The sequence below is a fragment of the Succinivibrio dextrinosolvens genome (assembly GCF_900116345.1).
Lineage (GTDB): Bacteria > Pseudomonadota > Gammaproteobacteria > Enterobacterales > Succinivibrionaceae > Succinivibrio > Succinivibrio dextrinosolvens_B.
This window is the reverse complement of record NZ_FPAH01000042.1, coordinates 1-23,155: the sequence shown is the minus strand read 5'-3', so window position 1 is coordinate 23,155 and position 23,155 is coordinate 1. Positions and strand designations below refer to the sequence as shown.

19 protein-coding genes are annotated in these 23,155 nt (G+C 40.8%); 14 read left to right on the top strand and 5 right to left on the bottom strand.

Annotation, left to right across the window (positions count from 1 at the left end; genetic code table 11):
- Positions 1-344 precede the first annotated feature (344 nt).
- Positions 345-809 carry a hypothetical protein gene (locus BM308_RS10935; protein WP_143098611.1) on the top strand — a complete coding sequence of 155 codons (465 nt, stop codon included), beginning with the start codon at positions 345-347 and terminating at the stop codon, positions 807-809.
- Positions 810-896: 87 nt separating this feature from the next.
- On the opposite strand, the gene asnA is transcribed toward BM308_RS10935, so the two are convergent.
- Entirely contained in the window at positions 897-1,934 is a 1,038-nt protein-coding gene (asnA, locus tag BM308_RS10930) for an aspartate--ammonia ligase (protein WP_074945204.1), read from the bottom strand.
- A gap of 293 nt (positions 1,935-2,227) precedes the next feature.
- Here asnA and BM308_RS10925 point away from each other — a divergent pair, with 293 nt between their 5' ends.
- From BM308_RS10925 to BM308_RS10915, 3 genes are all read left to right on the top strand, one after another.
- Positions 2,228-2,938, top strand: coding sequence for a hypothetical protein (locus BM308_RS10925; protein WP_074945202.1), 711 nt, complete (start codon positions 2,228-2,230; stop codon positions 2,936-2,938).
- A 129-nt stretch (positions 2,939-3,067) separates the two neighbouring features.
- Positions 3,068-4,093 carry a GGDEF domain-containing protein gene (locus tag BM308_RS10920; protein WP_074945200.1) on the top strand — a complete coding sequence of 342 codons (1,026 nt, stop codon included), beginning with the start codon at positions 3,068-3,070 and terminating at the stop codon, positions 4,091-4,093.
- A complete protein-coding gene (locus BM308_RS10915; protein ID WP_074945198.1) occupies positions 4,090-5,376 on the top strand; it encodes a GGDEF domain-containing protein in 1,287 nt (428 codons plus the stop codon). Before BM308_RS10920 ends, BM308_RS10915 begins: the two co-directional genes overlap by 4 nt.
- A gap of 68 nt (positions 5,377-5,444) precedes the next feature.
- On the opposite strand, the gene BM308_RS10910 is transcribed toward BM308_RS10915, so the two are convergent.
- Together BM308_RS10910 and BM308_RS10905 are read right to left on the bottom strand one after the other, a co-directional pair.
- Positions 5,445-6,752 (bottom strand): U32 family peptidase C-terminal domain-containing protein, encoded by a 1,308-nt coding sequence (locus BM308_RS10910; protein ID WP_083425555.1) that lies wholly within the window; start codon positions 6,750-6,752, stop codon positions 5,445-5,447.
- On the bottom strand, positions 6,739-7,653 hold the full coding sequence (locus BM308_RS10905) for a recombination-associated protein RdgC (RefSeq protein WP_074945196.1): 915 nt from the start codon (positions 7,651-7,653) through the stop codon (positions 6,739-6,741). Before BM308_RS10905 ends, BM308_RS10910 begins: the two co-directional genes overlap by 14 nt.
- A gap of 163 nt (positions 7,654-7,816) precedes the next feature.
- On the opposite strand from BM308_RS10905, the gene BM308_RS10900 reads away from it, so the two are divergent.
- The 4 genes from BM308_RS10900 to BM308_RS10885 all read left to right on the top strand — a co-directional run bounded on the left by BM308_RS10900 (position 7,817) and on the right by BM308_RS10885 (position 14,989).
- Positions 7,817-10,792, top strand: coding sequence for a DNA topoisomerase (ATP-hydrolyzing) (locus BM308_RS10900; RefSeq protein WP_083425554.1), 2,976 nt, complete (start codon positions 7,817-7,819; stop codon positions 10,790-10,792).
- A gap of 135 nt (positions 10,793-10,927) precedes the next feature.
- On the top strand, positions 10,928-12,019 hold the full coding sequence (serC, locus tag BM308_RS10895) for a 3-phosphoserine/phosphohydroxythreonine transaminase (RefSeq protein ID WP_074945208.1): 1,092 nt from the start codon (positions 10,928-10,930) through the stop codon (positions 12,017-12,019).
- An 18-nt stretch (positions 12,020-12,037) separates the two neighbouring features.
- Positions 12,038-13,729 carry an AMP-binding protein gene (locus tag BM308_RS10890; RefSeq protein WP_074945194.1) on the top strand — a complete coding sequence of 564 codons (1,692 nt, stop codon included), beginning with the start codon at positions 12,038-12,040 and terminating at the stop codon, positions 13,727-13,729.
- A gap of 108 nt (positions 13,730-13,837) precedes the next feature.
- Positions 13,838-14,989: a ribonuclease D gene (locus BM308_RS10885; protein ID WP_074945192.1), complete on the top strand. Its 1,152-nt coding sequence runs from the start codon at positions 13,838-13,840 to the stop codon at positions 14,987-14,989.
- A gap of 297 nt (positions 14,990-15,286) precedes the next feature.
- Here BM308_RS10885 and BM308_RS10880 read toward each other — a convergent pair whose 3' ends face one another.
- Positions 15,287-16,948 carry a sodium/sugar symporter gene (locus BM308_RS10880; RefSeq protein WP_074945190.1) on the bottom strand — a complete coding sequence of 554 codons (1,662 nt, stop codon included), beginning with the start codon at positions 16,946-16,948 and terminating at the stop codon, positions 15,287-15,289.
- 722 nt (positions 16,949-17,670) lie between these two features.
- Between BM308_RS10880 and BM308_RS10875 the strand changes: the two genes are divergently transcribed.
- From BM308_RS10875 to BM308_RS10855, 5 genes are all read left to right on the top strand, one after another.
- The gene (locus BM308_RS10875; RefSeq protein ID WP_074945189.1) at positions 17,671-18,696 is read left to right on the top strand and encodes an HNH endonuclease; all 1,026 of its coding nucleotides are present in this window, start codon (positions 17,671-17,673) and stop codon (positions 18,694-18,696) included.
- Entirely contained in the window at positions 18,697-19,344 is a 648-nt protein-coding gene (locus tag BM308_RS10870; protein WP_074945186.1) for a Rossmann-fold NAD(P)-binding domain-containing protein, read from the top strand. It abuts the gene before it with no gap.
- A 145-nt stretch (positions 19,345-19,489) separates the two neighbouring features.
- A complete protein-coding gene (locus BM308_RS10865) occupies positions 19,490-20,404 on the top strand; it encodes an AEC family transporter (RefSeq protein ID WP_074945185.1) in 915 nt (304 codons plus the stop codon).
- Between the two features lie 133 nt (positions 20,405-20,537).
- Positions 20,538-21,038: a PTS glucose transporter subunit IIA gene (locus BM308_RS10860; protein WP_083425553.1), complete on the top strand. Its 501-nt coding sequence runs from the start codon at positions 20,538-20,540 to the stop codon at positions 21,036-21,038.
- A gap of 118 nt (positions 21,039-21,156) precedes the next feature.
- On the top strand, positions 21,157-22,089 hold the full coding sequence (locus BM308_RS10855) for a LysR family transcriptional regulator (protein WP_074945182.1): 933 nt from the start codon (positions 21,157-21,159) through the stop codon (positions 22,087-22,089).
- A gap of 24 nt (positions 22,090-22,113) precedes the next feature.
- Here the strand turns inward: BM308_RS10855 and BM308_RS10850 are convergent, their stop codons facing one another.
- Entirely contained in the window at positions 22,114-22,674 is a 561-nt protein-coding gene (locus BM308_RS10850) for an NAD(P)H-dependent oxidoreductase (protein WP_074945180.1), read from the bottom strand.
- A gap of 255 nt (positions 22,675-22,929) precedes the next feature.
- Between BM308_RS10850 and BM308_RS10845 the strand changes: the two genes are divergently transcribed.
- A partial coding sequence (locus tag BM308_RS10845; RefSeq protein ID WP_143098610.1) for a hypothetical protein occupies positions 22,930-23,155 on the top strand: 226 nt, incomplete at its 3' end.

The window sequence follows — 23,155 nt, the reverse complement described above, 5'->3', positions numbered from 1 at the left end:
AATTTGACACAGATTAAATTTTAACTGTTTGAATTAAAGGATTAATTAGGAGAATTTGAGAGGGAGGATTTTTAGAAAACTGTCAAAGATGTGTTTGGTTTTCTCTTTTCAAATGTAATCCTTTCCACATTTTTGAATAATTTTCCCAAAAAATAATCAATTTGTCATTTAAATACAAATTCATTACTTATACTTAATTTTATAAGGTTGGGTTAAATTGTGTTTTAAGGCTTTAGTTAATGAGAAGATCTTGGTTGAATAGGATTCTCACATATTTCTTCATTGCTTTGTTCTGTGAATTAAGTTTTGTTACTTTTGCGGAAGAGCCGTCTAATGATTCTACGGTGATGAAGATCAATCTGGATGACGATGAGGATACTGCCGAATCAGGAGATGCTCCTGCTCAGTCATCAGCACCATCTTCTCCGTCTTCTCAACCTTCTCAGTCTCCTGCAGTATCTGCTGATGCTGCTCATGATAAGGCTATGCTTGATGAAAAGCGTTCAAAGCTCAGAGAACAGTTAAAGCGTGACAGAGCCGATTCTAAGAGAGCAAGATCCATCCGTCGTAATTCAGAGCTTAACAGGGAAGGTCTGGATGAAGAAGAGCAGGAATTAAAACGTAAGCTTGATTATGCCAAGTCACATGAGGAGAGTGTGGAAAAACAGGAAGCTACCGAATCAGCTAAGCAGTTCTCCAAGTGGGTTAATCAGAACATGATGATTAACAAGGATAAAAAGAAGAAAGAGCAGAGTGAGAGCGGGAAGATCCTTGAAGAGGCTAAAACCTCCGAAGACCTGCTCAAGTAAACAGTTTAAAGTTTACAATTTCCTCTATGTCAGAAGCAGAAAGCCAGAGTTTATACTCTGGCTTTCGTCTGTCTTTGAAATGCACGCTTAGATTAGATTCATCTCAAGCTTTTTGCACTCTTCTCTGTAATCCTCAGGCCAGATACTTGCCTGAATCTCACCGATATGAGCCTTGTGCAGTAGTACCATGCACAGACGGCTCTGACCGATACCGCCGCCGATTGTCAGTGGCAGTTCGTTATTCAGAAGCTTCTTGTGGAAGAACAGTTCTCTGCGCTGTTCCTGTCCTTCAGCCTTAAGCTGTCTTTCCATTGCGGCAATATCTACACGGATACCCATTGAGGAAAGCTCAACTGATCTGTCTAAAATTGGATACCAGATCAGAATATCGCCGTTAAGACCAATCTTGCCGTCTTCATTTGGGGTTGACCAGTCATCGTAGTCTGGTGCACGGCCGTCATGCTTCTCACCGTTTGAAAGAGGTGCGCCGATACCGATCAGGAATACAGCACCGTATTTCTTGGCAATCAGATGTTCACGCTCCTTAGGAGTCTTGTCTGGGTACATCTTTAACAGATCTTCAGAATGAACGAAAGTGATTTCCTTAGGCAGGAACGGCTTTAGCTGAGTATAGCTCTCACATGCTAGGTACTCAGTTCTCAGGATTGCAGCGTAAATTCTTCTAACGATATTTTTCAAGAATGTTAAATTTCGATCATCTTTATTTAAAACAAGTTCCCAGTCCCACTGATCGACATACAGGGAGTGGATATTATCAAGTTCCTCGTCTGCACGGATAGCATTCATATCTGTATAAATGCCATAACCAGGCTCAGTCTTGAGTTCTGCAAGTGTTAATCTTTTCCATTTTGCCAGAGAGTGAACAACTTCAGCCTGAGCGTCATTCAGATCCTTAACCGGGAAGGTAACGGCTCTTTCTACACCGTTCAGATCATCGTTAATTCCCAGACCCTTTAATACAAACAGAGGGGCGGTAACGCGACGCAGTTTTAATTCAGTAGACAGATTCTGCTGAAAGAAATCCTTAATCATCTTGATTCCTTTCTCTGTCTGAAGCTTGTCCATTGCTGGCTTATAATCAATTGGTTTAATTATCTTACTCATAGTAAAAACATCCTTGTTTTAAATATCGTCTTTCGATTTTACATACTTTGCGACTTATTGAAAATGCTTTTCTTATGGGATTTAAAAAAAATGTCTGTTTATGGTGCATCGACATTCACAATTTAAAAAAATTTGCATCGTTGGTGAACATTATGCTTTGTCGTATTTCGTAATAATTGTAAAAAAAAGTATACGGCAGACGTGATACTCTTGCGCTTTTGCAACGATGCTCACTTACAGTTTGCAAAATTTCACACATAATTTAAGTATGTGAGCCGAACGGATTTCGTCCTATGAATAAAATCCTTAATACTATAAAGCAGCTGATTGTATTCTGTTTCTTTCTACTAGGAATGAACAGTCTTGTCTTTGCTAAGCTCCCTGTGGAGAAGGTAGAAAAGGATAATGCAAAGGTTCTGTTTTCTCAGGATGAGAAAGATGATGAAGATGATGACGATGATGCAGATGATATTGAGGACGAAGATGATGAGGATGACGGTGAAAAAGCCGATTCTCAGTCTGAAATGTTCGAGGATGTTATAACCCAGGCCAAAACCTATCATGATAATCTTCTGAAGACTAATAAAGCTCTGACTCCAAGACAGAATCTATTAAAGTCTAAGGCCGAAGATAACGCTGAGCAGGCTGTAATCAACAGAAACCATGTGCAGGAAATTGATCCTCTCCTGAAAGAAGGTCGTTATCTATACAATCTTGACGCATCAAGAGAGAGGGGCAAGGCTGTCATGAAGAAGAATGGTCAGGATAAGAAAGACTCTGAACTGTCCTTAGCTTCGAGCTTCAGTGATATTTCTCATCATAAGCTTCCAAAGAAAAAAGCCAAGAAAAATGATGAAGCCAAGACTATTGCCGAGTACAAGCTCAAGGCCCAGAAATTGAGTGAACTTAATAATAAGAAAAACAAAGATAAGAAAAAGAAAGAAGAAGAAAAGGATGTGACTTATAAGACCCAGGCGGAAGCTCTGTCTGAATCCTTTAAGTAATGAACTGTAATGCCAATAAGAATCGAATTTTACATAATACTGATATTCATAAGTCTGATTATCCTCAGAGCGTATATTCGTGAACACAGATCGCTTAACCGGGATTTCCTTTTTGCGGGAATAGCACTGGTGATTATTGATGTATTTGAACTTGTTTCTGTCTTTTTCCCATTCAGCTCATTCTTTTTTCTGCATTCTCTGATTGTTTGTGTGGAGATTGTCCTTTGGATTTACCTCCCTTATGTGTGTCTTAGACTTATTATCTGGAGATTTTTAGATCAGAGGTATTTCAAGATTGCCTTTATAAGAAATCTGATGCTTTTTCCTCTGATAATTACCACTTTTCTGAGTGTTCTTTCGCTCTTTAATAATTTCCTGTTCAAACTCAATCTGTTCGGAGAGGCCTTAGCGGGTGAATACTTCTTTATTGTTGAAATCTTTGTTCTTCTCTATACGCTCGCAGGACTGTGTATCTGTTTTTACTGTATTTTCTCCGAGAATAACTCTTCCTCTAAGTCAAAGCTTCTTGTTGCCGCATTTTTCGTAGCGCTTTTGGGCGGTATACAGTATACGTTCGGTTTTTTTATGAACAACCTGTATATTGTGGCGGCAACCCTTTCAGTTGTGTTTCTGTACGTAACCGCACAGGAGAATCGAATTTTCATCGACCCGCTTACAGGTCTTAACAATCGAAATCGATTCAGAATATATCTGTCCTCTATTTTAAGCAACTATGTGAAGGTTAATATGTATCTGACCTATGTTGATATTGACGATTTTAAGAGGATTAACGATGAGCACGGTCATATTGTAGGAGACCTTGCCCTGCGTGTGGTTGCCGAATCAATGCTCGATCTGAGCAGAAAGTTTAATTATTTTATTGCCAGAATCGGTGGTGATGAGTTTGCAATTATTTCTTCACATACCAGTGTTTCTGATGTTGACCTGATGATTTCAGACATAAAGAATGTTTTAAAGCAGAAGGCAAAAATGAGTCTTCCGGATGTCAGTGTAAATCTCTCCTTTGGTACCACCAATCTGAATCAGACTGGTAAAACTCTTAACGAGATTACCAGAATGGCAGATAACAATATGTATACCCAGAAGAGAGCTAATAAGCAGGGACGTAATATGGACAGGGAGAATCAGCAATGATAAGCATCGATATGATTTCCCTGCAGATTGATGCCATTTGTTTGATGGTTGATCTGATTATTATTTTCTATCTAGTGAAATGTAAAGCACAGAATCTTCTGATGTATGTCAGTGTTCTGCTCATGGCCATGCTGGTAGTGGTCTTTGATATCGGTGCAAGATTCTCCGTTGATTCAAGATGCTCAAACTTTTACAGCAATAATGTACTGTGTGACAAACTTAATACCATCTTTATCATTTTTGCTTTCGGAAAGTATATTTTCTATTTTGCGATGATTTACGGGGCCGCAATGATTGCCTTTTTCAAAGGATCATCCAGGTCTGGACCAAAAAAATTTATTCTCTTTGCTGTGTCAGTTCCTTTCTTTATAACGGTGTATATGGTAATTGCCTCTGTGTTTGACGGCAGGGTACTGATTCTGACCTACAACGGTCTTCTGATAAAAGGTCCTTACTTTTTCCTGATAGTTGCTATTATTGGCTTTTATTCCATCATTGGTGTAGTCTACTCTCTCTCCATTCTTGATTCTCAGAAGGAGAAACTTGCCGAGATCACCTACTACCGATGGGAGTTCTTCATTTTCTATGTTGCTATTACGCTTCCTTTTTTAATGGCAACTGTCGGCTGTCTGTTTGATTATCCGGTGGTTTCTCCGGTTTTTGCTCTTACCTTTATTTATCTTATGACAATTCATCAGCATTTAAGATTATCCTTAGATGAACTGACATCTATCAATAATCTTAACGAGCTGCGACGCTATCTTGATAATCTGATGCAGGGGCCTGAAAAGGCAAGACGCCAGACCTATCTTATCTTCATTGATATCAACAGATTCAAGGAGATAAATGATAAGTACGGACACAACAGCGGAGATATTGTACTAATCCAGTTTTCCAGACTTTTAAAGAATATAGCTTCAGCCTTCAACTGCTTTGTGTGCCGATATGCAGGTGATGAATTTATTATGATTAAAAAGAATGCCAATGAGGAGAAGGCATCTTATATATGCAGATACATTGAAGACTGTCTGGTGCAGTTAAAAGAACTGAGCCTGGCTCCTTTTGATCTCTCTGTATCTACTGGCTTTACCAAGTTTGACCGACGTTTTAAGACCACTCAGGAATTTATTGATGCAGCTGATAAGCTGATGTATGAGACCAAACGTTATGCTCATAAGGATTATGCCGCTATTCTTGCTGAATCAAAAGAGAATGAAATCGTAAAAACCAGTGAAATTGGAAAGAATATCTTCAACTATAAAGATAAGAAAACAGTAAGCTGACATTGTTTCATAAAAAAAATCCTGCCAGAAACTATGTCTAAGCAGGATTATGGTTAATTCTCTGTTTTCTAGTTATCGATTCTCAGCATTACCGCCTTTGAAATATCAACCTTATCCTTGTGCTTTAAGGTTACTGACCAGCCAGTACCTGGTGCAACATCTAAATCTTTGCCGTCTTTCTCATTGGCAAGAGAAGAGCCGTCCAGTGGAATCATTCCCTGAGGAGTGAACAGGGCAATCTTTGAGTTCTTTTCAAAGCGGTTTTTGACATCAATATGCAGAGTACCATCGGTATCTTGAGTCTTGATATCTCCACAGATCTGCCAGTTGCCTGGATTTGGAGAGTTAGTCTCGTAATCCTGAGTCTTATCAGGTCTGTGAGGCTCTAAAAGGGCAGTGGTATAACCTCTTGATGGAATAGAGTTTACAATAGTGAAGCTTTCCTCTGGGATTTCTTTGCCTTCACAGATGGCATCAATAGCAAGTCTGTAGGCACGGGAAATTGCTGCAGAGTAGAAAGGAGAACGTGAACGTCCCTCAATCTTTAAGGAATCTACACCGATCTCAATTAAACGCTTCAAAACCGGAAGGGTACACAGATCTTTAGAGTTCATCAGGTATGAGCCGTTGATATCCTCTTCCATTCTCATCCATTCTCCTGGATGGTGCATTCCTTCCTCAAGCTCGGCAGAAAGGATAGTACCGTCATCAGCTTCAAAGGTGGTTACATCATCAGCGGTGGCACTGTGGACATTGCGAACCTTAAATCCATATCTGCAGGCATTGTTGCAGGCACCGATGTTTGCATCACGATGGGAGAGCATGCCTGAAATCAGACAGCGGCCTGATACGGCGATACATAGTGCACCGTGGGCGAAAACCTCGATCTCCATGTCAGGACATTCCTGCTTGATCATCTCAATCTCTGTCAGAGAAAGTTCACGTGCCAGAATACAGCGGGTTAGACCAACCTTCTGCCAGAACTTTACAGAGCCCGCATTTACGGTATTGGCCTGAACTGAAAGGTGAATAGGAATATCCGGATAACGGTTTCTTACAATATCAATCAGACCAGGGTCTGCCATAATGAAGGCATCTGGCTTTAGCTGAGCCATCTCGTCTACAATACGTTCAAAGGCAGCAACACGTCTTACGTGTGGAATAATGTTTAAAACGGCATGAACTTTCTTTCCCTGAGAGTGAGCAAGCTCAATTCCCTTGATAAAATCTTCACGGATAAAGCCGTTGCCTCTTACACGCAGAGACCACTTTGGTACACCTGCATATACGGCATCTGCACCGAAGGCTAAAGCCATTTCAAGATGTTTGAGGCTTCCTGCCGGTGCCAATAATTCTGGTTTCTTATTTATGCTCACAGTCAAATATCTCCAGTAGGTATAATGACAGTTCTGTTAATAGTTCACCCTGCAGTACAAGTATAGACTGCATATCGGCAATTTCATCATCAGATTTCTCACTGAGGTGATGCTCAAGATAGATGTCGGTAGGCTTAACACGCTTTACAGCAATTTCTGAGGTTAGTGATAATTCTAAAGAATCATCGAAGGTTAGTCCGATTTCGGTCGCAACCTTACCGGCATCAAGATGAACAGATATTTCCTCTGAAATCAGGTCTTCCTTAGAAGCACGGATCACACCGCCATCCTCATCAGGACTCTTTAAGGTTACATCTGAACCAAATGCAAAACGTGATGGAAGCTTGTTCTCCTTGAGCCATCCGGTCATGGTTGAATCAACCAGCACCTTTGGTGATAAAAGCTGGGCAGGGAAGCTTGAGAAGGCCTCACGCAGCATGGCAAGAGCTCTTTCAGCTTTTTTTGCTGATGTGGCGCTGACTCCTACTACATTCTTGTCATAGTTGATCCAGATTAAAAGCTCACGTCTGGTGGAAAAGGCCTGTGATAAAAGTTTGCCGGTAACAGCTGTCTTCAGGGCATCCTTTTCGTTCTTGCGAAGCTGACGCTTTAATTCGAGCTCCTTCTCTTCAACAATTTCAGACAGTTCCTCTTTTACTACAGAGGCTGGCAGCAGTTTGTTCTCTTCAATCAGCTTGAAGTAGTGGTTCTCTCCGCAGGAGAAATGAAATGGGGTATCCTTACCGAATAAGGGTGCAAATCCAATAGTTGCGGTTTCCTGTGCAGCACAAGGCTTGAAGGCTACTTTGGAGATAGTTTCCTCCATAGCTGCATCATCATGAAATATATCTTTAAACTGTGATAAGTCCACAGTGTAGAAACGGACATTTTTAAACCACATAATTATCTGCCTTTCAATTAAAAAAAAATCGCCGACAATTATCCTTAAATTTGGCGGATATTTCAAGTTTTATCATGCCTTTAAAGGCGGTGTATCATTGATTTTAAGGGTAAAAAATAGTATTATTTACGAGATATACGATTTGTAATTTAAGGTAAATTTGATGTCAGATAATACTGAAAATCCATCAACACAGAATTCTATCGAATCTTCTGAAGAAACCTCCACTGTTGAGGTTGATACTACCCAGGTAAGAAAACTAAATTTAAACGTCCCTCCATCAGATCTTAACAAGGAACTTGGTCAGTCATTCATCAACTATGCAATGTCTGTTATCAAGGATCGTGCTCTCCCTGATGTTCGAGACGGTTTGAAGCCTGTTCACCGCCGTGCTCTTTTTGATATGAAGGATCTTGGTGTTACTCACAAATCCCCAACCAAAAAGTCAGCCCGTATCGTAGGTGACGTTATCGGTAGATTCCACCCTCATGGAGATACAGCGGTTTATGAGACCATCGTGCGTATGGCTCAGTGGTTCTCAATGAGAGAGTGTCTGATTTTCGGTCAGGGTAATTTCGGTGATATCGACGGTGACGGCGCAGCAGCTATGCGTTATACCGAGGTTAAGCTGACACGTATTGCCACCGAGACTCTGCTTGATGATCTGGATGAGAATATTGTTGATTTCGAGCCAAACTATGACGGTTCTGAGACCATTGCAACCGTTCTCCCTGCAAAATTCCCAAATTTACTGGTAAACGGTGCTTCCGGTATTGCCGTGGGTATGGCTACCAATATTCCAACCCATAATCTGACTGAGGTTGTCAACAGCTGTATTGCTTATCTTGAGAATCCTAAGATTACTTTAGATGAGCTGATGTCAATGGAAGGCTGTATCAAGGGACCTGATTTCCCAACCGGTGGTACCATCGTGGGTACTGACGGTATCCGTGAGGCTTATGCTACAGGTAAGGGCAGATGTATTATCCGCTCAAAGAGTCATATTGAGTATGACAAGAAAGGTGTAGCTAAGGCTATTATTGTGGATGAAATTCCTTATGTGGTCCACAAGGCTGATATCGTTCGTCAGATCCGCGAGCTTCTGAAGGACGACAAGGATGTCCGCAAGGATGGCAAGAAGGACAAGAAGATTGAGGGCGTTAAGGAAGTTAACGATCTTTCTGATAAGGACAATGCAGTTAAGATTGAGATTGTACTCAAGGGTGGTGCTTTCCCTGAGGCAGTTCTAAACAATCTGTATCAGAAGACCTCTCTGCAGTCCAGCTTCCCTATTAATATGGTTGCTCTGTCAAAGGGTAAGCCAAAGCTATTAACACTTCTGAATATTTTAGACGAGTTCATGGAATTCCGTCGCAATGTGGTAACAAGACGTACTTCCTACTGGCTGAAGAATGCCAAGAAGGATGCCCACACCCAGGAAGGTCTACTGGTTGCCAAGGCAAATATTCAGAGAGTTATCGATTTAATTACCTCATCAGCCAACTCTGAAGAGGCTAAGGCTAAACTTATCGCCGAGCCTTGGGATGGTGAGATGATCAATACTCTTATTGAAAGAACTCCTGAAGGCATCAATATTGCTCTGCCTTTAGGTATTCCAGCTGATAAGGGCTATGTAAACGGCAAGTATTATCTGTCTGTTGAGCAGGCTGAATCAATTCTAAGACTGCAGCTGTCAAAACTGACTCATCTGGCTCAGGATGAAATCCGTGATCTGTACAAGAAGCTTTTAGCTGACATTCATGATTACCTGGATATTCTGACCAATCCAGAGCGTCTGAAGAAGGAAATCCGTGAGGAGCTTATCAAGGTTCGTGAGACCTTCGGTAACGCCCGTAAGACCGATTTCACCTATGACATGAGCAAGTTCAACAAGGCCGATCTGATTCAGCGCCGAGACGTGATTGTAACCCTGTCAGCTCAGGGCTTTATAAAGTATCAGGAAGTTGCCACCTATGAGAGTCAGTCTCGCGGCGGCAAAGGCAAGCTTGCTACCAAGGTGAAGGGTGAGGATTATGTAACCAAGGTTATTGTTGCCTCAACCCATGACAAACTGATGTGCTTTACCAACAAGGGTAGAGTCTTTGTCCGCGTGGTATACGATCTGCCTACCTATTCCCATGAGAACAGAACCTCTCAGGGCTCACTGGTACAGAACATCTTTAATAATCTGGATGCTGCAAACGGTGAGTGCATTACAGCAATGGTTCCTATCTCAGAGTTCAATGATGATGATTACTTCTTTATGGCTACCAAGAAGGGCCTTATCAAGAAGACCTCTCTGAGTGCCTACAAGAGTTTTGTAAGCCGCCTGAGTCTGAACGGTATGAAGGCTGTTAACCTGAACGATGATGATGAGCTTATCGGAGTTGAGGTTTCATCAGGTGATGATGATATCTTCCTGTTCACTTCAAACGGCTACTGCCAGCATTTCTGTGAGTTCTACAAGAAGAAGACTGATGCTTTAGAGGATGACAGTGCAGATGATAATGATGTTTCTGACAGTTCTCAGAGCGATGATGATTCAGATGATTCTTCAATAGATAGACACTCCGGCAGCGGTGTTCGTCCATCCGGACGTGGTTCAGGCTGTATCCGCGGTATCAAGCTGCGTGATGACGGTGAGGTTGTATCTCTGATGGTGGTTCCACCAAACCGTGTCGCTTCACAGCAGTGTCTGATTGCCTCTTCAAACGGCTTTGGTAAGAGAATGGAGTTATCTTCTCTGTCACTGCGTAACCGTGGTGGTATGGGTATCGTAATCATGAAGAACCTTGAGCGTAACGGTCAGGTGATCGGTGCTGTTCTTGCTGATGAAAAGTCTGATTTCATGCTGATTTCCAACCAGGGGCAGTTAATCAGAACTCCAATGGCTGATACTCCTGTAAGCGGTCGTTATGCAGCCGGTAACATCCTGATGCGTATGTATGAGGGCGATTCTGTCGTTGCAATGCAGGCTATCCCAGAGGATGTGGTCGAGAATGCTAAACAGATTGCTGAGGCCCGTGCCCGTGAGAAGGAAGAGTTAAAACGCGAGGAAGAACTCTTTAACGCCGGTGCTGCTGCAGCTGCTGAAACAGCAGTCAATAATGATGCAAATCTTGGCAATTCTCAAGAATAGTTGACTATCTCCCTTTCAAACTAGATAATCATTATATGAGCATGGAACATTTTCTGTTCCATGCTTTGTCTTTACTTAAATCATTTCTTTTCGTACCGCATTCATAAACAAGATTATATGGAGTGTAAAATGAGCATGAGCAAGGTTTGGAATTTTTATGCAGGTCCATGCATGCTTCCTGATGAAGTTATGGAGGAGGCTCAGCGTGATTTCAGAAATTTCGAAGATACCGGAATGGGTGTTGTAGAGATTTCTCACCGATCTGCCGAATTCTCCGATATTGCTTCAAAGGCAGAAAACCTTCTGCGCGAACTTTTACATATTCCAACCAATTACAGAGTTCTCTTTGAGCAGGGCGGCGGCCGCGGTCAGTTTGCAGCTATTCCACTGAATCTGCTTCCTGAAAATGGTCAGGCTGATTATTTTGTTACCGGTCACTGGTCAAACTGTGCTGCCAAGGAATGTGCAGAGAAATACGGTAAGGCTATCGTTCACGAGTGTACCTATTTAAACTCAGATGGTCAGTATGATGTTGATTTCTCAAAGATGACTGTAACTCCTGGTTCTACCTATGCCTATATCTGTATCAATGAAACTGTTAACGGCATTGAGACTTTAGAGAATCTTCCTGATACCGGCAATGTACCTCTGATTGCTGATATGTCCTCAAATATCATGACCAGACCGATTGATGTCTCAAAATTCGGTGCCATTATTTTCGGGCTGCAGAAGAATGTCGGTCCATCCGGTATGACCATCACTATCGTTCGTGAGGATTTAATCGGTCATGCCCGCAAATACTGTCCTTCAGTTTTAGACTGGGCAGTTCTGGATAAGTACGGTTCTATGTTCAATACCCCATGTACTTTTGCGTGGTACATGGCATATTTGAACTTTAAATGGATAAAAAGCCTCGGTGGTGTTGAAGAATTAGAGCGAAGAAACATTGAAAAAGCAAAAATGCTTTATAATTATATAGATGATTCAGATTTTTATGTTTCTAAGATTTCCCCAAATGTAAGATCACGAGTCAACTGTGTCTTCACATTAAAGGACGAAACTCTAAATAATGAATTTATTGCTCAGTCTAAAGCTTTAGGACTCGTAGGACTTAAGGGCCATAAGGTATTAGGTGGTATGAGAGCAAGTATCTACAATGCAATGCCGATCGAAGGTGTTAAAGCTCTTGTAGATTTCCTGAAGGACTTTGAGCAGAGGTATAAATAAGATCTAAGGAGATTAGCTATGGCGGACCCCAAGACTCCATGGCTTCGAAATTATCCGAGCGATGTGCCATATTCTATCGATGCTAAACGTTATGAAAACCTCTCGGTTTTTGTTGATGATGTTTGTTCCAGATATGCCAAAAGGAGAGCATTTGTAAGCTTCGGCTCATCAATTACCTTTGAAAACTTTAAACACAAGGTAGACTGTCTGGCTGCCTATTTTCAGCAGAAGCTCGGCGTGATGCAGGGAGATAAGCTTGGGGTTATTCTTCCTAATCTGATTCAGTATCCTATCGCGGTATTTGCCGGAATCAAATGTGGTATGCAGATTGTGAATATCAATCCTCTGTATACCAGTCATGAAATGCTGGGTATTCTAAGAGATGCCAAAATCAAGGTTGTGGTTGCTTTTGAAAACTGTAACCAGAGTCTTATAAAGGTTTTAGATCAGACCTATCTTCAGCATTACATCTCCTGTTCTCTAGGTGACTGTCTGCCTTACTTTAAGGGCATGCTTCTAAACTTTACCGTAAGATATATAAGACGAATTATTCCTTCCTATGACGGTACCTCTCTGATATATTTCAATGAATGTCTTAGTGAAGGTGAAAAGCTTATTCCCGCCTTTAAAGCTGTAGAGATGAAGTTTGATGATATTGCCTTTCTGCAGTACACCGGTGGTACCACAGGTAAGCCTAAGGGGGCTATGCTTTCTCATGGCAATATCATTTCCAATGTGGTTCAGGCTGATGCCATGTATGGGCCAAGACTGAAAAAGGGCGATGAGTCCATTCTTACGGCTCTGCCTTTGTATCACATCTTTGCCATGACCGTTAATCTGATGTTCGCGATGTATGTGGGCTGTACCAATGTTCTGATTGTCGATCCCCGCAGATTCCCGATGCTCATTGCAACTCTCAAGAAGAATCCGGATATCTCGATTATTACCGGTGTAAATACTCTGTTCAATGCCTTTGTGCATTATGATGTCTTTAAGAAGGTAAGCCTCCCTAATTTGCGAATTGTAATCGGAGGCGGTACCGCAGTTCAGCATGGCGTTGCCGATAAGTTCCTAAAAGCTTCCGGTATTCCTATTCATGAAGGCTACGGCCTGACCGAGTGTTCTCCTCTGTGCTGTGTGGTTCCTTATACTCAGACAGAGTTTACCGGAACAATCGGTGTGCCTACTCCATCAACTCTGGCCCGTATTGTGGATACCTCGACAGGGGAGGAGATCTGGGATCCGAATAAACCGGGTGAACTTGAATTCAAAGGTCCTCAGGTTATGAAGGGGTACTTTGAGAATGAGGTTGAAACCCGCAATGTCTTTGACGGTGAGTGGCTACGTACCGGTGATATTGCCGAATGGACCGAGACCTATCACATCAGAATCATTGACAGAATCAAGGACATGATTATTGTCTCTGGCTTTAATGTCTTCCCGTCTGAAATTGAGAACGTTCTTTCACATAATCAGAAGATTCTGGAATGCGCTGTTGTCGGTATTCCATCCAATACTACCGGTGAGTCCATTAAGCTTTATGTGGTAAGACGCGACTGGACCTTAACCAAGGAAGAACTTATGGATTACTGCCGTCAGTATCTGACCGGCTATAAGGTTCCAAAACATATTGAGTTTGTGGAGACTCTGCCTAAATCCTCTGTGGGTAAGGTAATGAGACGTTATTTAAAACAGAATCGTCTCAAGTAGAATTCTCTGTTATCTCCGTCAGAATAACATGGCGGATAAACGGATTTCCTGTCTTATTGAAAATTATCTGTTCAAACTGTATTATTGAGCCAAAAAAATGGAATTAACATGAGCTCAAATAATATTCATTTAATCGACTCCGACTCTAAACTTGAAGAGCTTTGTAAGTCACTAACTCTTTGTGGTGAAAATGATTTTGTAAGTGTAGATACTGAGTTTACACGTGTAAAATCATTTTTTCCTGGCCTTAATCTGATTCAGCTGTGTATTAAGCAGGATACTTATCTGATTGATACTATGGCCGATCTCAGCATTGATCTTTTCTTCAGGGCCTTTACCGAATTAAAAGCTACTGTTCTTTTTTATTCGGCACGAGAGGATCTGGAAATTCTGGCCTACAAGTCCAGAGTTATCGGCCTTAAAAGACTGCTTCCTCAAAAGTGTGTTGATATTCAGCTTCTGCTGGCTTTTCTGAATCTATCCTATTCGCAGGGACTTCAGAGTGCGCTTTCAGATTATCTTAAGATTGAACTGCCAAAAGATCAGACCCGTTCTGACTGGGAGATGAGACCGCTCAGTGAAGCCCAGATAGACTATGCAGCCAATGACGTGCTTTATCTTGAGCCTTTGTATCTTGAGATTATGAAGCGCTGTGAAAAGGACGATCCTCGCTATGCCTGGTTTGAAGCTGCAATGCTGGATTTTGAAAAAGAATCCTGTGAAATGCCTAATGCAGAGGATACCTACAAGTCAGTAAGCGGAGCAGGTGGTCTTAATATAAAAGCGTTAAATGTTTTAAGAGAGCTCTGTACCTATCGGTACAATTACGCGGTTGAACATGATGAGGCTCTGAATCGTGTGATTACCGGTAAGGCTTTATGTCCTCTTGCCCGTATGAACAGTATCTCAGAGAAATCTCTGGTTAAGGCCAATATGAAATACGGCGCCATCCGTGCTCATGGAAAGATGATAGTTTTGTGGCATGAAAAAGCCCGTAAGGTAAAAACTGACGAGAATATAGCTCTTGCCTACGATCATTTTGCCTGTAACCGCGATTTTGAAAAGCCATATAAAAGGCTGCGTCATATTCTGAGAACCGTGGCAAAGGAGAAGGGGATTGCTGAGCAGATTATCTGTAATAAACAGAACTGCAATGACTACTTCTACAAGATGTACTACAAACAGACTCCTGAGCTTATGAAAGGCTGGTATAAAGAATGTGTCGGTGATATAGATTACGACAGTCTGTTTGCTGATTAACCAAGCTTCTTTTTTTCTGATACAACTTTCGGCTCTGGATTCTGTATCCGGAGCTCTTATCAAAGTTTTTTTCCTGTTTCTTTTGTATTCAGTCTGCACTTCGCTTAATTAACAGGAGTAACCTACTTCTGTGTAATCTCTGATTGCCTCCGTACTCTACACAAGATTCATTGATTCTTTTGTAACTTATTTTATGAGAGAACAGGGAATTTTCCGAGTTTGTATTCTCCTTTATTTAGATACCAAAAACCCGGCCGAAGCCGGGTCTTTTAGCATTTTGTTTCTTATCTAATCAGATTAGAAACCGAAGCCTAACTGTGGGTTCCAGAATGCTGCGTAGATAACTGCAACAATCAGAAGAACTGCGTATGAAGCAATTGCGAAGCCACCTGAAGTCTTGAAGGTTTCTGCAGTGGTCTTGATTGCCTTCTCGTCGTCATCAACTGGGTTAGTTGATAGAGAAACGAATACGATTACAGCGATAGTTAGAACTAAGGTGTACATCATCTGGTCGATGAATGGCATGTTGATTGGTAAGAACTTTAATAGTAAAGCAATTACGATAGATGCTAGAACACCGGTGATAGCTGCGTTTGAAGTGGTCTTCTTGTAGAACAGACCGCAAACGAATACTGCTAAGATACCTGGTGAAACAACGCCAGTGTACTCCTGGATGTACTGGAATGCCTGACCTAAGGTGCTTAACATAGGAGCTAAGAAGATAGCTACAACTAAAGCTGCTACAGCGGTGATACGGCCAACAGTAACAAGAGTTAAATCAGAAGCATTCTTGTTGATGTACTCTTTGAAAATATCCATTGTGAAGATAGTTGCAGTAGAGTTCAGCATAGATGCTAGTGAAGATACGATAGCTGCAGATAGAGCTGCGAATACTAAGCCCTTAACACCAACTGGTAGTAACTGAGCAACCCATGGGTATGCTGAGTCGGTGTGATCCATTGTAGGAACGTTGTTTGCTACCATCTCACCGTACATCTGCTTCATGCTGTCTAACATTGCTGGGTTGTGAACAGTAATGTAGTAAGCTGCGATACCAGGAATTACAACGATGATTGGGGTGATGCACTTTAGGAATGCAGCGAATACTAGACCCTTCTGAGCTTCGTCAACTGACTTAGCAGCGAAAGTACGCTGAATGATGTACTGGTTGAAGCCCCAGTAGTAAAGGTTAGCAACCCACATACCACCGATTAGAACTGCGATACCAGGTAGGTTTGAGAACTGAGGATTGCTCTGGTCTAGAATCATGGTGAAGTGATCTGGAACTTCGCTGATTAAGGTTGAAAGACCAGCCATAGCACCGTTGTCGCCACCGATCCACTTTAATGATAGGTATGAAGTAGCGAAACCACCGATAACTAGAACTGCAACCTGGATAACGTCAGTCCAAACAACAGCTGATAGACCACCGTATACAGAGTAGATTAGAGCGAAAGCAGCTAAACCTAGAATTGCATACATCATTGGGATACCTAGGATAACCTGTAGAGCAGTACCACCTAAGTATAGAACTGATGATAGGTTAACGAAGATATATAAGCACAGCCAGAATACAGCTAGAATGGTCTTTAGAGTCTTGTTGAAACGCTTCTCAACGAACTCAGGAATGGTATAGATTCCCTTCTCGATGAAGATTGGTAGGAAGTACTTACCAACCAGGATCAGGGTAACTGCAGCCATGAACTCATAAGCAGCGATACCGAAACCGATAGCAAAGCCAGAACCTGACATACCAATGAACTGCTCTGCAGAGATGTTAGCAGCGATAAGAGAAGCACCAACTGCCCACCATGGGATTGACTTGCCTGCTAGGAAGTAACCCTCAGCACTCTGAGTGTTCTTCTTTGATGCAAACAGACCGATTGCAATAACAACTAGAGCATATACACCGAAGATTACATAATCAACAGTGCTTAGTCCAGCAACAACATTTTCCATATTTAACTAACCTTGTGTTTAAAAATAAATAGTTTAGTGAATATAAGCGAATAGCTTAGGTATCCTAAACAGATCACTGCGCATTTTACCAAAAAAATTTTTCTGTGCTACTGCCCCGGATTATTGTGAAAAATTGTTTCATTTTCATTCGTTTTCATAGAGCTTTTACTGAGTGGAAATGAAATAAATTGTACAAATTTTGTGAAGATAAAAAGCTTATAAATCAGAATGATAAGCAAAAGTTTGAACTGGGTTATAAAATCTTAAATTGTGTGATAAGAATCACCGTAAACGTTTACAAAAGTAAGATAATGTAATCGGTTACATTTTTTAACTAATTGAAAAATAAAGAAATCTTGAAAAACAGAAAAAGCTAAAAGTGTGATAGTGTCGACAAATTTTTTTTATTGCTCGTTTAATAAATAAGACTTTTTTGCCTAATAGTGCCAATTTTGATCAATTTTATTAAACAATTCACACGTGGGATATGGAAATCCTATGTCAATCTAACTAAACTGTAAATGTATGATAGTTTAGAAAAAAAATTTCTGATTATTCTAAATAAATAATAATAAAAACAGCTGACCACCTTATTTTGTGTGCAGGCTGTGTAATTTGCCTGATGAAAAGATTCAAGTGCTTTTAGAGTTCAACTCTGCTTATAAACTACGGAGGGGAACTGAGGGTACAGAGTTATCTGTCAGTGTCAGTTCCTATAAACTATGCAAAATGATAAAAGTATCCTCGTATGCAAGGTGTCATACAACTGGTATCAGGTTATAAAGGCCAACTTTATATCCAATGGTTCAAGCTATTCCAACTGCTGGTATACCAGAATGGATGAATTCAACCATGACTCCGATGACAACCTTACCCCTGCACCTGGTTCTATGATGCTGTTCGTTGTTGAAAGAGACGGGCATCAGTATATTGTAGGCGGTGGCTACTATTTTACACATACACAGTTAAGTCCCGATGACTGCTGGTACCGTTACGGTGTTCGTGCCGGATATCTATCCTATGACTCCTTTATTAATAGGATAAAAGAGTGTCATGGTTCTCTGGATGAGAAACTCTCCTGTTATATCGCTACTGCATCCTTCATTTTTGTAAGAAGCCAGATGGTTAAGGTTCCTGAGGCCTTTATGTTTAACCTGGAGAATAAATCCCGTTTCCTTCTGGATCTTGATACTCCTTTGGGCAGATATCTATATAAGGTTTCTAACGATAGACGTCTCTCTGTAGCTGATTTTGCTGCCTCAGATCATACTTGGCCAGGAATTTACTATAAGGCTGTTATCAATAAGAGTTATGATAGAACCTCTCAGTATAAGACAGCGCTTCTGTCCATCTATAACAGAAGATGTGCAGTTACCGGCTGTACCATGGTGCCTGCCTTAGAGGTGGCTCATATTAAAACCATGTATGATGAGAGATATGTGGAGTATGACAACGGCATTATTTTAAGAGCCGATCTGCATAGTCTGTTTTCAAAAGGACTGATGACTTTCTGTTACAAGGGAAAGAACAAGATTGTAGTTAAGCTCTCTAACAAGATGATTGAGGAGAATGCTCCTTACTCAGAATTTGAAGGAGTGGAGCTTAAGCTTCCTGATGACAGACAGTTCTGGCCTAATAAGGAATATCTGAAGTGGCACAATACCATCAGATTTGAAAACTGGCTCAAGTATGGCGAGTTCAGTCTGATTGATTCGGTGCCAATGCATCCAAAAAGGGATCTAGTTTAAATGCGTATTGCTGTAATCGGCGCAAATAGCAGTTGTGGAAAAAAGATTGTTTTAAAGGCTGAAAGCCAGGGCATTAAAGTTACAAGTATTGTTGATTCGTTTTCTGATGTTGTAGGAAACGGCAAGCTCATTGTTAAAGACTATGATGAAGTAGTTTTCGATGATGTTAAAGACTGTCACTATGTAGTGGATGCTCTGTCTTTTCTGGAAATAACCCGATTCTCCTCTGACGTGCTGCCGGTATGGCATTTTCTTGAGATCCTGAAAGATTCACCTGTGAAGCTGCTGGAGCTTGGCTCTGCGGCTTTTTTATTTACCGATAAGAGTAGACAGAAACTGGTGGTTGAGTCTGATTCTGTTATTCTGGATGACAGACAGAATAAAGTCGACCGTCTTTGTGTTAATGCCTATAAAAGACTCAGCTCCTGCAGCAATGTAGACTGGTCTGTGCTCTGTCCGCCTCTGCTTTTAGATGAATTCTCCTATGGCAGCGGAGAGTACGAGTTTTCTGACAATATTCTTCCTGTGGGCATAAACGGAGACAGTTTTATTTCCATTAATGACTACATAAGTGCCTGTATTGAGCTTTTAAAACTTAAACCCAAAAAACATAGCTGTGTCTCAGTCAGAGGAATACGCCTGAACTAGAAAGCTCTGGTTCACAAAGCCTTTGCCCAATCTTTAGTCAGAAAAAAATTTTACTTGCATTTTGGAATGCAAGGTCTAATATTGTTTTCTGTTAACTGTATCTCATTTTCTGAGATTTTCTCCATTTGTTTAGTTGTATTGAATTATGAGTTTTTTAGACACACTAGCTCAGATGTCTGCTCTGTTTTTGCTTGTAATCATTGGCTTCTGCTGCAACAAGCTTAAATACATGGATGTTGATTTCAACCGCAAGCTCTCATCTCTGATTTTAAATATTACTGCGCCATTCCTGATTCTGTCTTCTGTAATGGGGGATGTTCTGCCAAAGCCTGAGGATATTCCTCCAGTTCTAACTGCAGGTGTGCTCTCCTATGCGCTGCTGTTTCTGCTGGCCTTTATAATCTCAAAAATCATCTGCAAAGATCCTGATGCTATTGGCTCCTACAGATTCATGCTGATTTTTGGCAATATCAACTTCATCGGCTTCCCTGTGCTGGCCTCCTTGTTCGGAACAACCGCAATCTTCTATGCTGCTGTGGTAACCATTCCTTTTAATATTCTGATTTTTATGTTTGGTGTACCTATTATTACCTCAGGCAAGGGTAAGTTTGATTTCAAGTGGAGATCTTTATTCTCTCCATGTCTGTGTGCTACCTATATAACAATTGTGATTGTTTATTTTCAGGCCTCAGTTCCTCGTGAAATCTCATCCGCCTGTTCTCTTGTTGGCAGCATGACTGTTCCTGGTTCTTTACTTATCATCGGTTCCACTCTGGCAGGAATTCCTGTACTCAAGATGCTGACTAATCTCAGAATGTATCTTCTGACTTTAATTAAGCTCATCGCTATTCCTGTGCTGATGTGTGCTATCTACAGAATCAGTCCATTAGATGACAAGTATGCGGATGTTTTGGTTATCCTGTTCGGTATGCCTGTAGCCTCAATCGGTACAATGCTTTGCCTTAAGAATAATATTGACGGTTCTACCATGTCAGAAGGAACCTTCCTGACCACCTTATTCTCAGTAATCTCAATACCACTTCTGGCACTGATTCTTTAATCCTTTGGGCTCTGACGGCTGCATCAGAGCCTATTCTTAAACATTATCCTTTCTATTTGCTTTAACGCAGATTTTTTTGTTTCATAAACAGTTACAATATTCCTGTTGGTGTATCTATAAAATCAGGATCTGTATGCTTAGGCGAATAGGACAACTTCTGTCTTTAATTGAACCCTCGACACATAAAAGGATTAAATCTCCTTTTGAGGGGAATGTTATGCCTTCATCTATGATCAGGAATACCATCATTTCAAGTAATGTTATCGGTCCTTCTGTTGCGGTAAAGCCAACCTCTGATACTGTGCGTGCTCCCTGCAAAGGCGTAATCAAAACTATCTCGGATAAAAAAAATGCGTTAATTATTCAGGTAGGTAAGTGTCAGCTAATAATCAATGCCGGCCTGAATCCCAAGAAATATCCAGAAAATCTGTTTGATATCAAGATTAGAGAAGGGGATAACATCACAACCGGAATGCCTTTGCTTTCTTTTAATCTTGATATGCTCAATCAGATCGACCCCTGTTTTACCTGTGTGCTTACTGTGCGACAGGTTAAAGCCCTAAGAAGTTTTTCCTTCACCTCAAATAAGAAAGTTTTCTTTGATACCGTCTTATTCAGACTTAATACCAATTAGCGCTGTTTTCCTGCCTTGTGATAGTGCATAAGAGCTCGAATTTGCCTTGGATCTAGAGTAGTGCAGTTTTACGTGTAATAATTAAGTGAACTCTATTCTTCAGATTAGGAATAATTGAATGACCTTAACTCAGTTACATTATGTTTTGACCATTGCCGAAACAGGCTCTTTCAATAAGGCTGCTCAGATCCTGTATGTTTCTCAACCTTCACTGTCAAATGCCATACATGATCTTGAGGATGAGTTTTCAATTACCATCTTCTATCGTTCAGGTCGTGGTGTAACTCTTACCAATGAAGGCGTTGAGTTCATCGCCTATGCTCGTCAGGTATATCACCAGTATGAATCCTTACTGGACAAGTTCGGTAAAAACGGAACCTTAAAGAAGAAATTCGGTGTTTCAACTCAGCACTACTCCTTTGCCACCAAATCCTTTGTTGAGATGGTCAAGAAGTTCAATACCGCAGAATATGACTTTGCTATCAGAGAGACCAAAACCAAAGAGGTTATCGATGATGTAAGTACCCAGAAGAGCGAGATCGGTATTCTTTATCTTTCAAGCTTCAACAGGAACATTATCACCAAGCTTTTAAATTCTGCTGATCTAGAGTTTCACCATATTATTGACTGTAAAACCTTTGTTTATCTGTATAAAGACCATCCTTTAGCTACAAGGGACTTCATTGAGTTTAAAGATCTGTCTGATTATCCTTGCCTGTCTTTTGAACAGGGAGATAACAGCTCTTTCTATTTTGCTGAAGAGATTTTCTCAACCAAAAGCTATATCCGTACCGTAAAGGTAAATGACAGAGCATCTATGCTGAATCTGATGAGAGGTCTGAACGGCTTTACATTATGTTCAGGCATTATCTGTGAGGCTTTAAATGGTGATGACTACATTGCTGTGCCATACAAACCTGATGAGAGTGAAGATGATGTTATGGATATCGGCTATATAGTCAAGAAGAACCAGATTTTAAGTAAGATGGCTCAGCTCTATATAGAGGAAATCCATAACTATTTCAAAAACATTACTAATACTGAAGTTTAATTTTTCCGTGAAGTGATTAAAGAGCTACAGTGATTTGATCACTTCATGAAGTCTCTGGGCATGATCTTTTGCCTTTTCAATAATCAGTTCCTTTGATTCCTCACTGCTTACTCCTGGTATAAACATCATCCCTCCTGAATAAACAGGTCTTAAATATTCCATTTTGCAGAGGTTGGCCGCTTCCTCGTAAGGGATAAGAAACTCTTCAATTGTATGACTGAATGCAGAGCCATGTTCATAATTGGAAAGTGGTGCACCAGTTGTAAGTGAAATCAGCAGCATTTTTCCTTTTAAGGCTGTTCCCTGTGAACCGTGGGCAAAGCCATGAGCAAATACATCCTCAAGCCATTTCTTTAGCAGTGCGGGGATTCCGTACCAGAACATCGGAAACTGCCAGATAATTAAATCAGCATCTAGAAGGGCTTTCTGTTCTGTTTGAACATCGATTTTGTAATTAGGATAAAGTTCATCAAGTTTTCTGATTTCAACTTCCGGTGATAGTCTTTTCAGTTCTTCAAGGATTGTTCTGTTAGATAGAGAATTCTTAAGATCAGGGTGACCACTGATAAGTATGACTTTATTCATATTTAATCCCCAAAACCAAACAACAGGTATTTATTAATATAGGTCAGACTTTTGTTTTGTGCATATTAAGCTGCAAATTATATTTGATCTTATTTTTCAGTAAGTTGTTTAAAACAGCTACTTTCGCTTTCATTACTGATTTTTTTGGGTCTGTACAGAAAAGTGTGGGATGGTAATAAGAGCGTGAAATAAAAAAAGGGTCTACGTTATAATTTTAAGTGAACAAAAAAAACAAAATTAAAACGAGACCCAAGAATGAATATTACAGATCTAGACTCATTTAAGCAAGACCATGGTTACATTTCTGTTGATCCTTTGGAAGGCTTCATATCTTTACCTTCAGGTTTAGATTGTTTTAAACAGACTCACTGCAGACTACAGAGAGTCAACAGAAATGATGGAACTAAGGTAAATCCATTAGTTAGAAGGCATGATGAGTATGAGTTGTATGGAGTCTGTACTCAAAAGTATGAACCAAAAG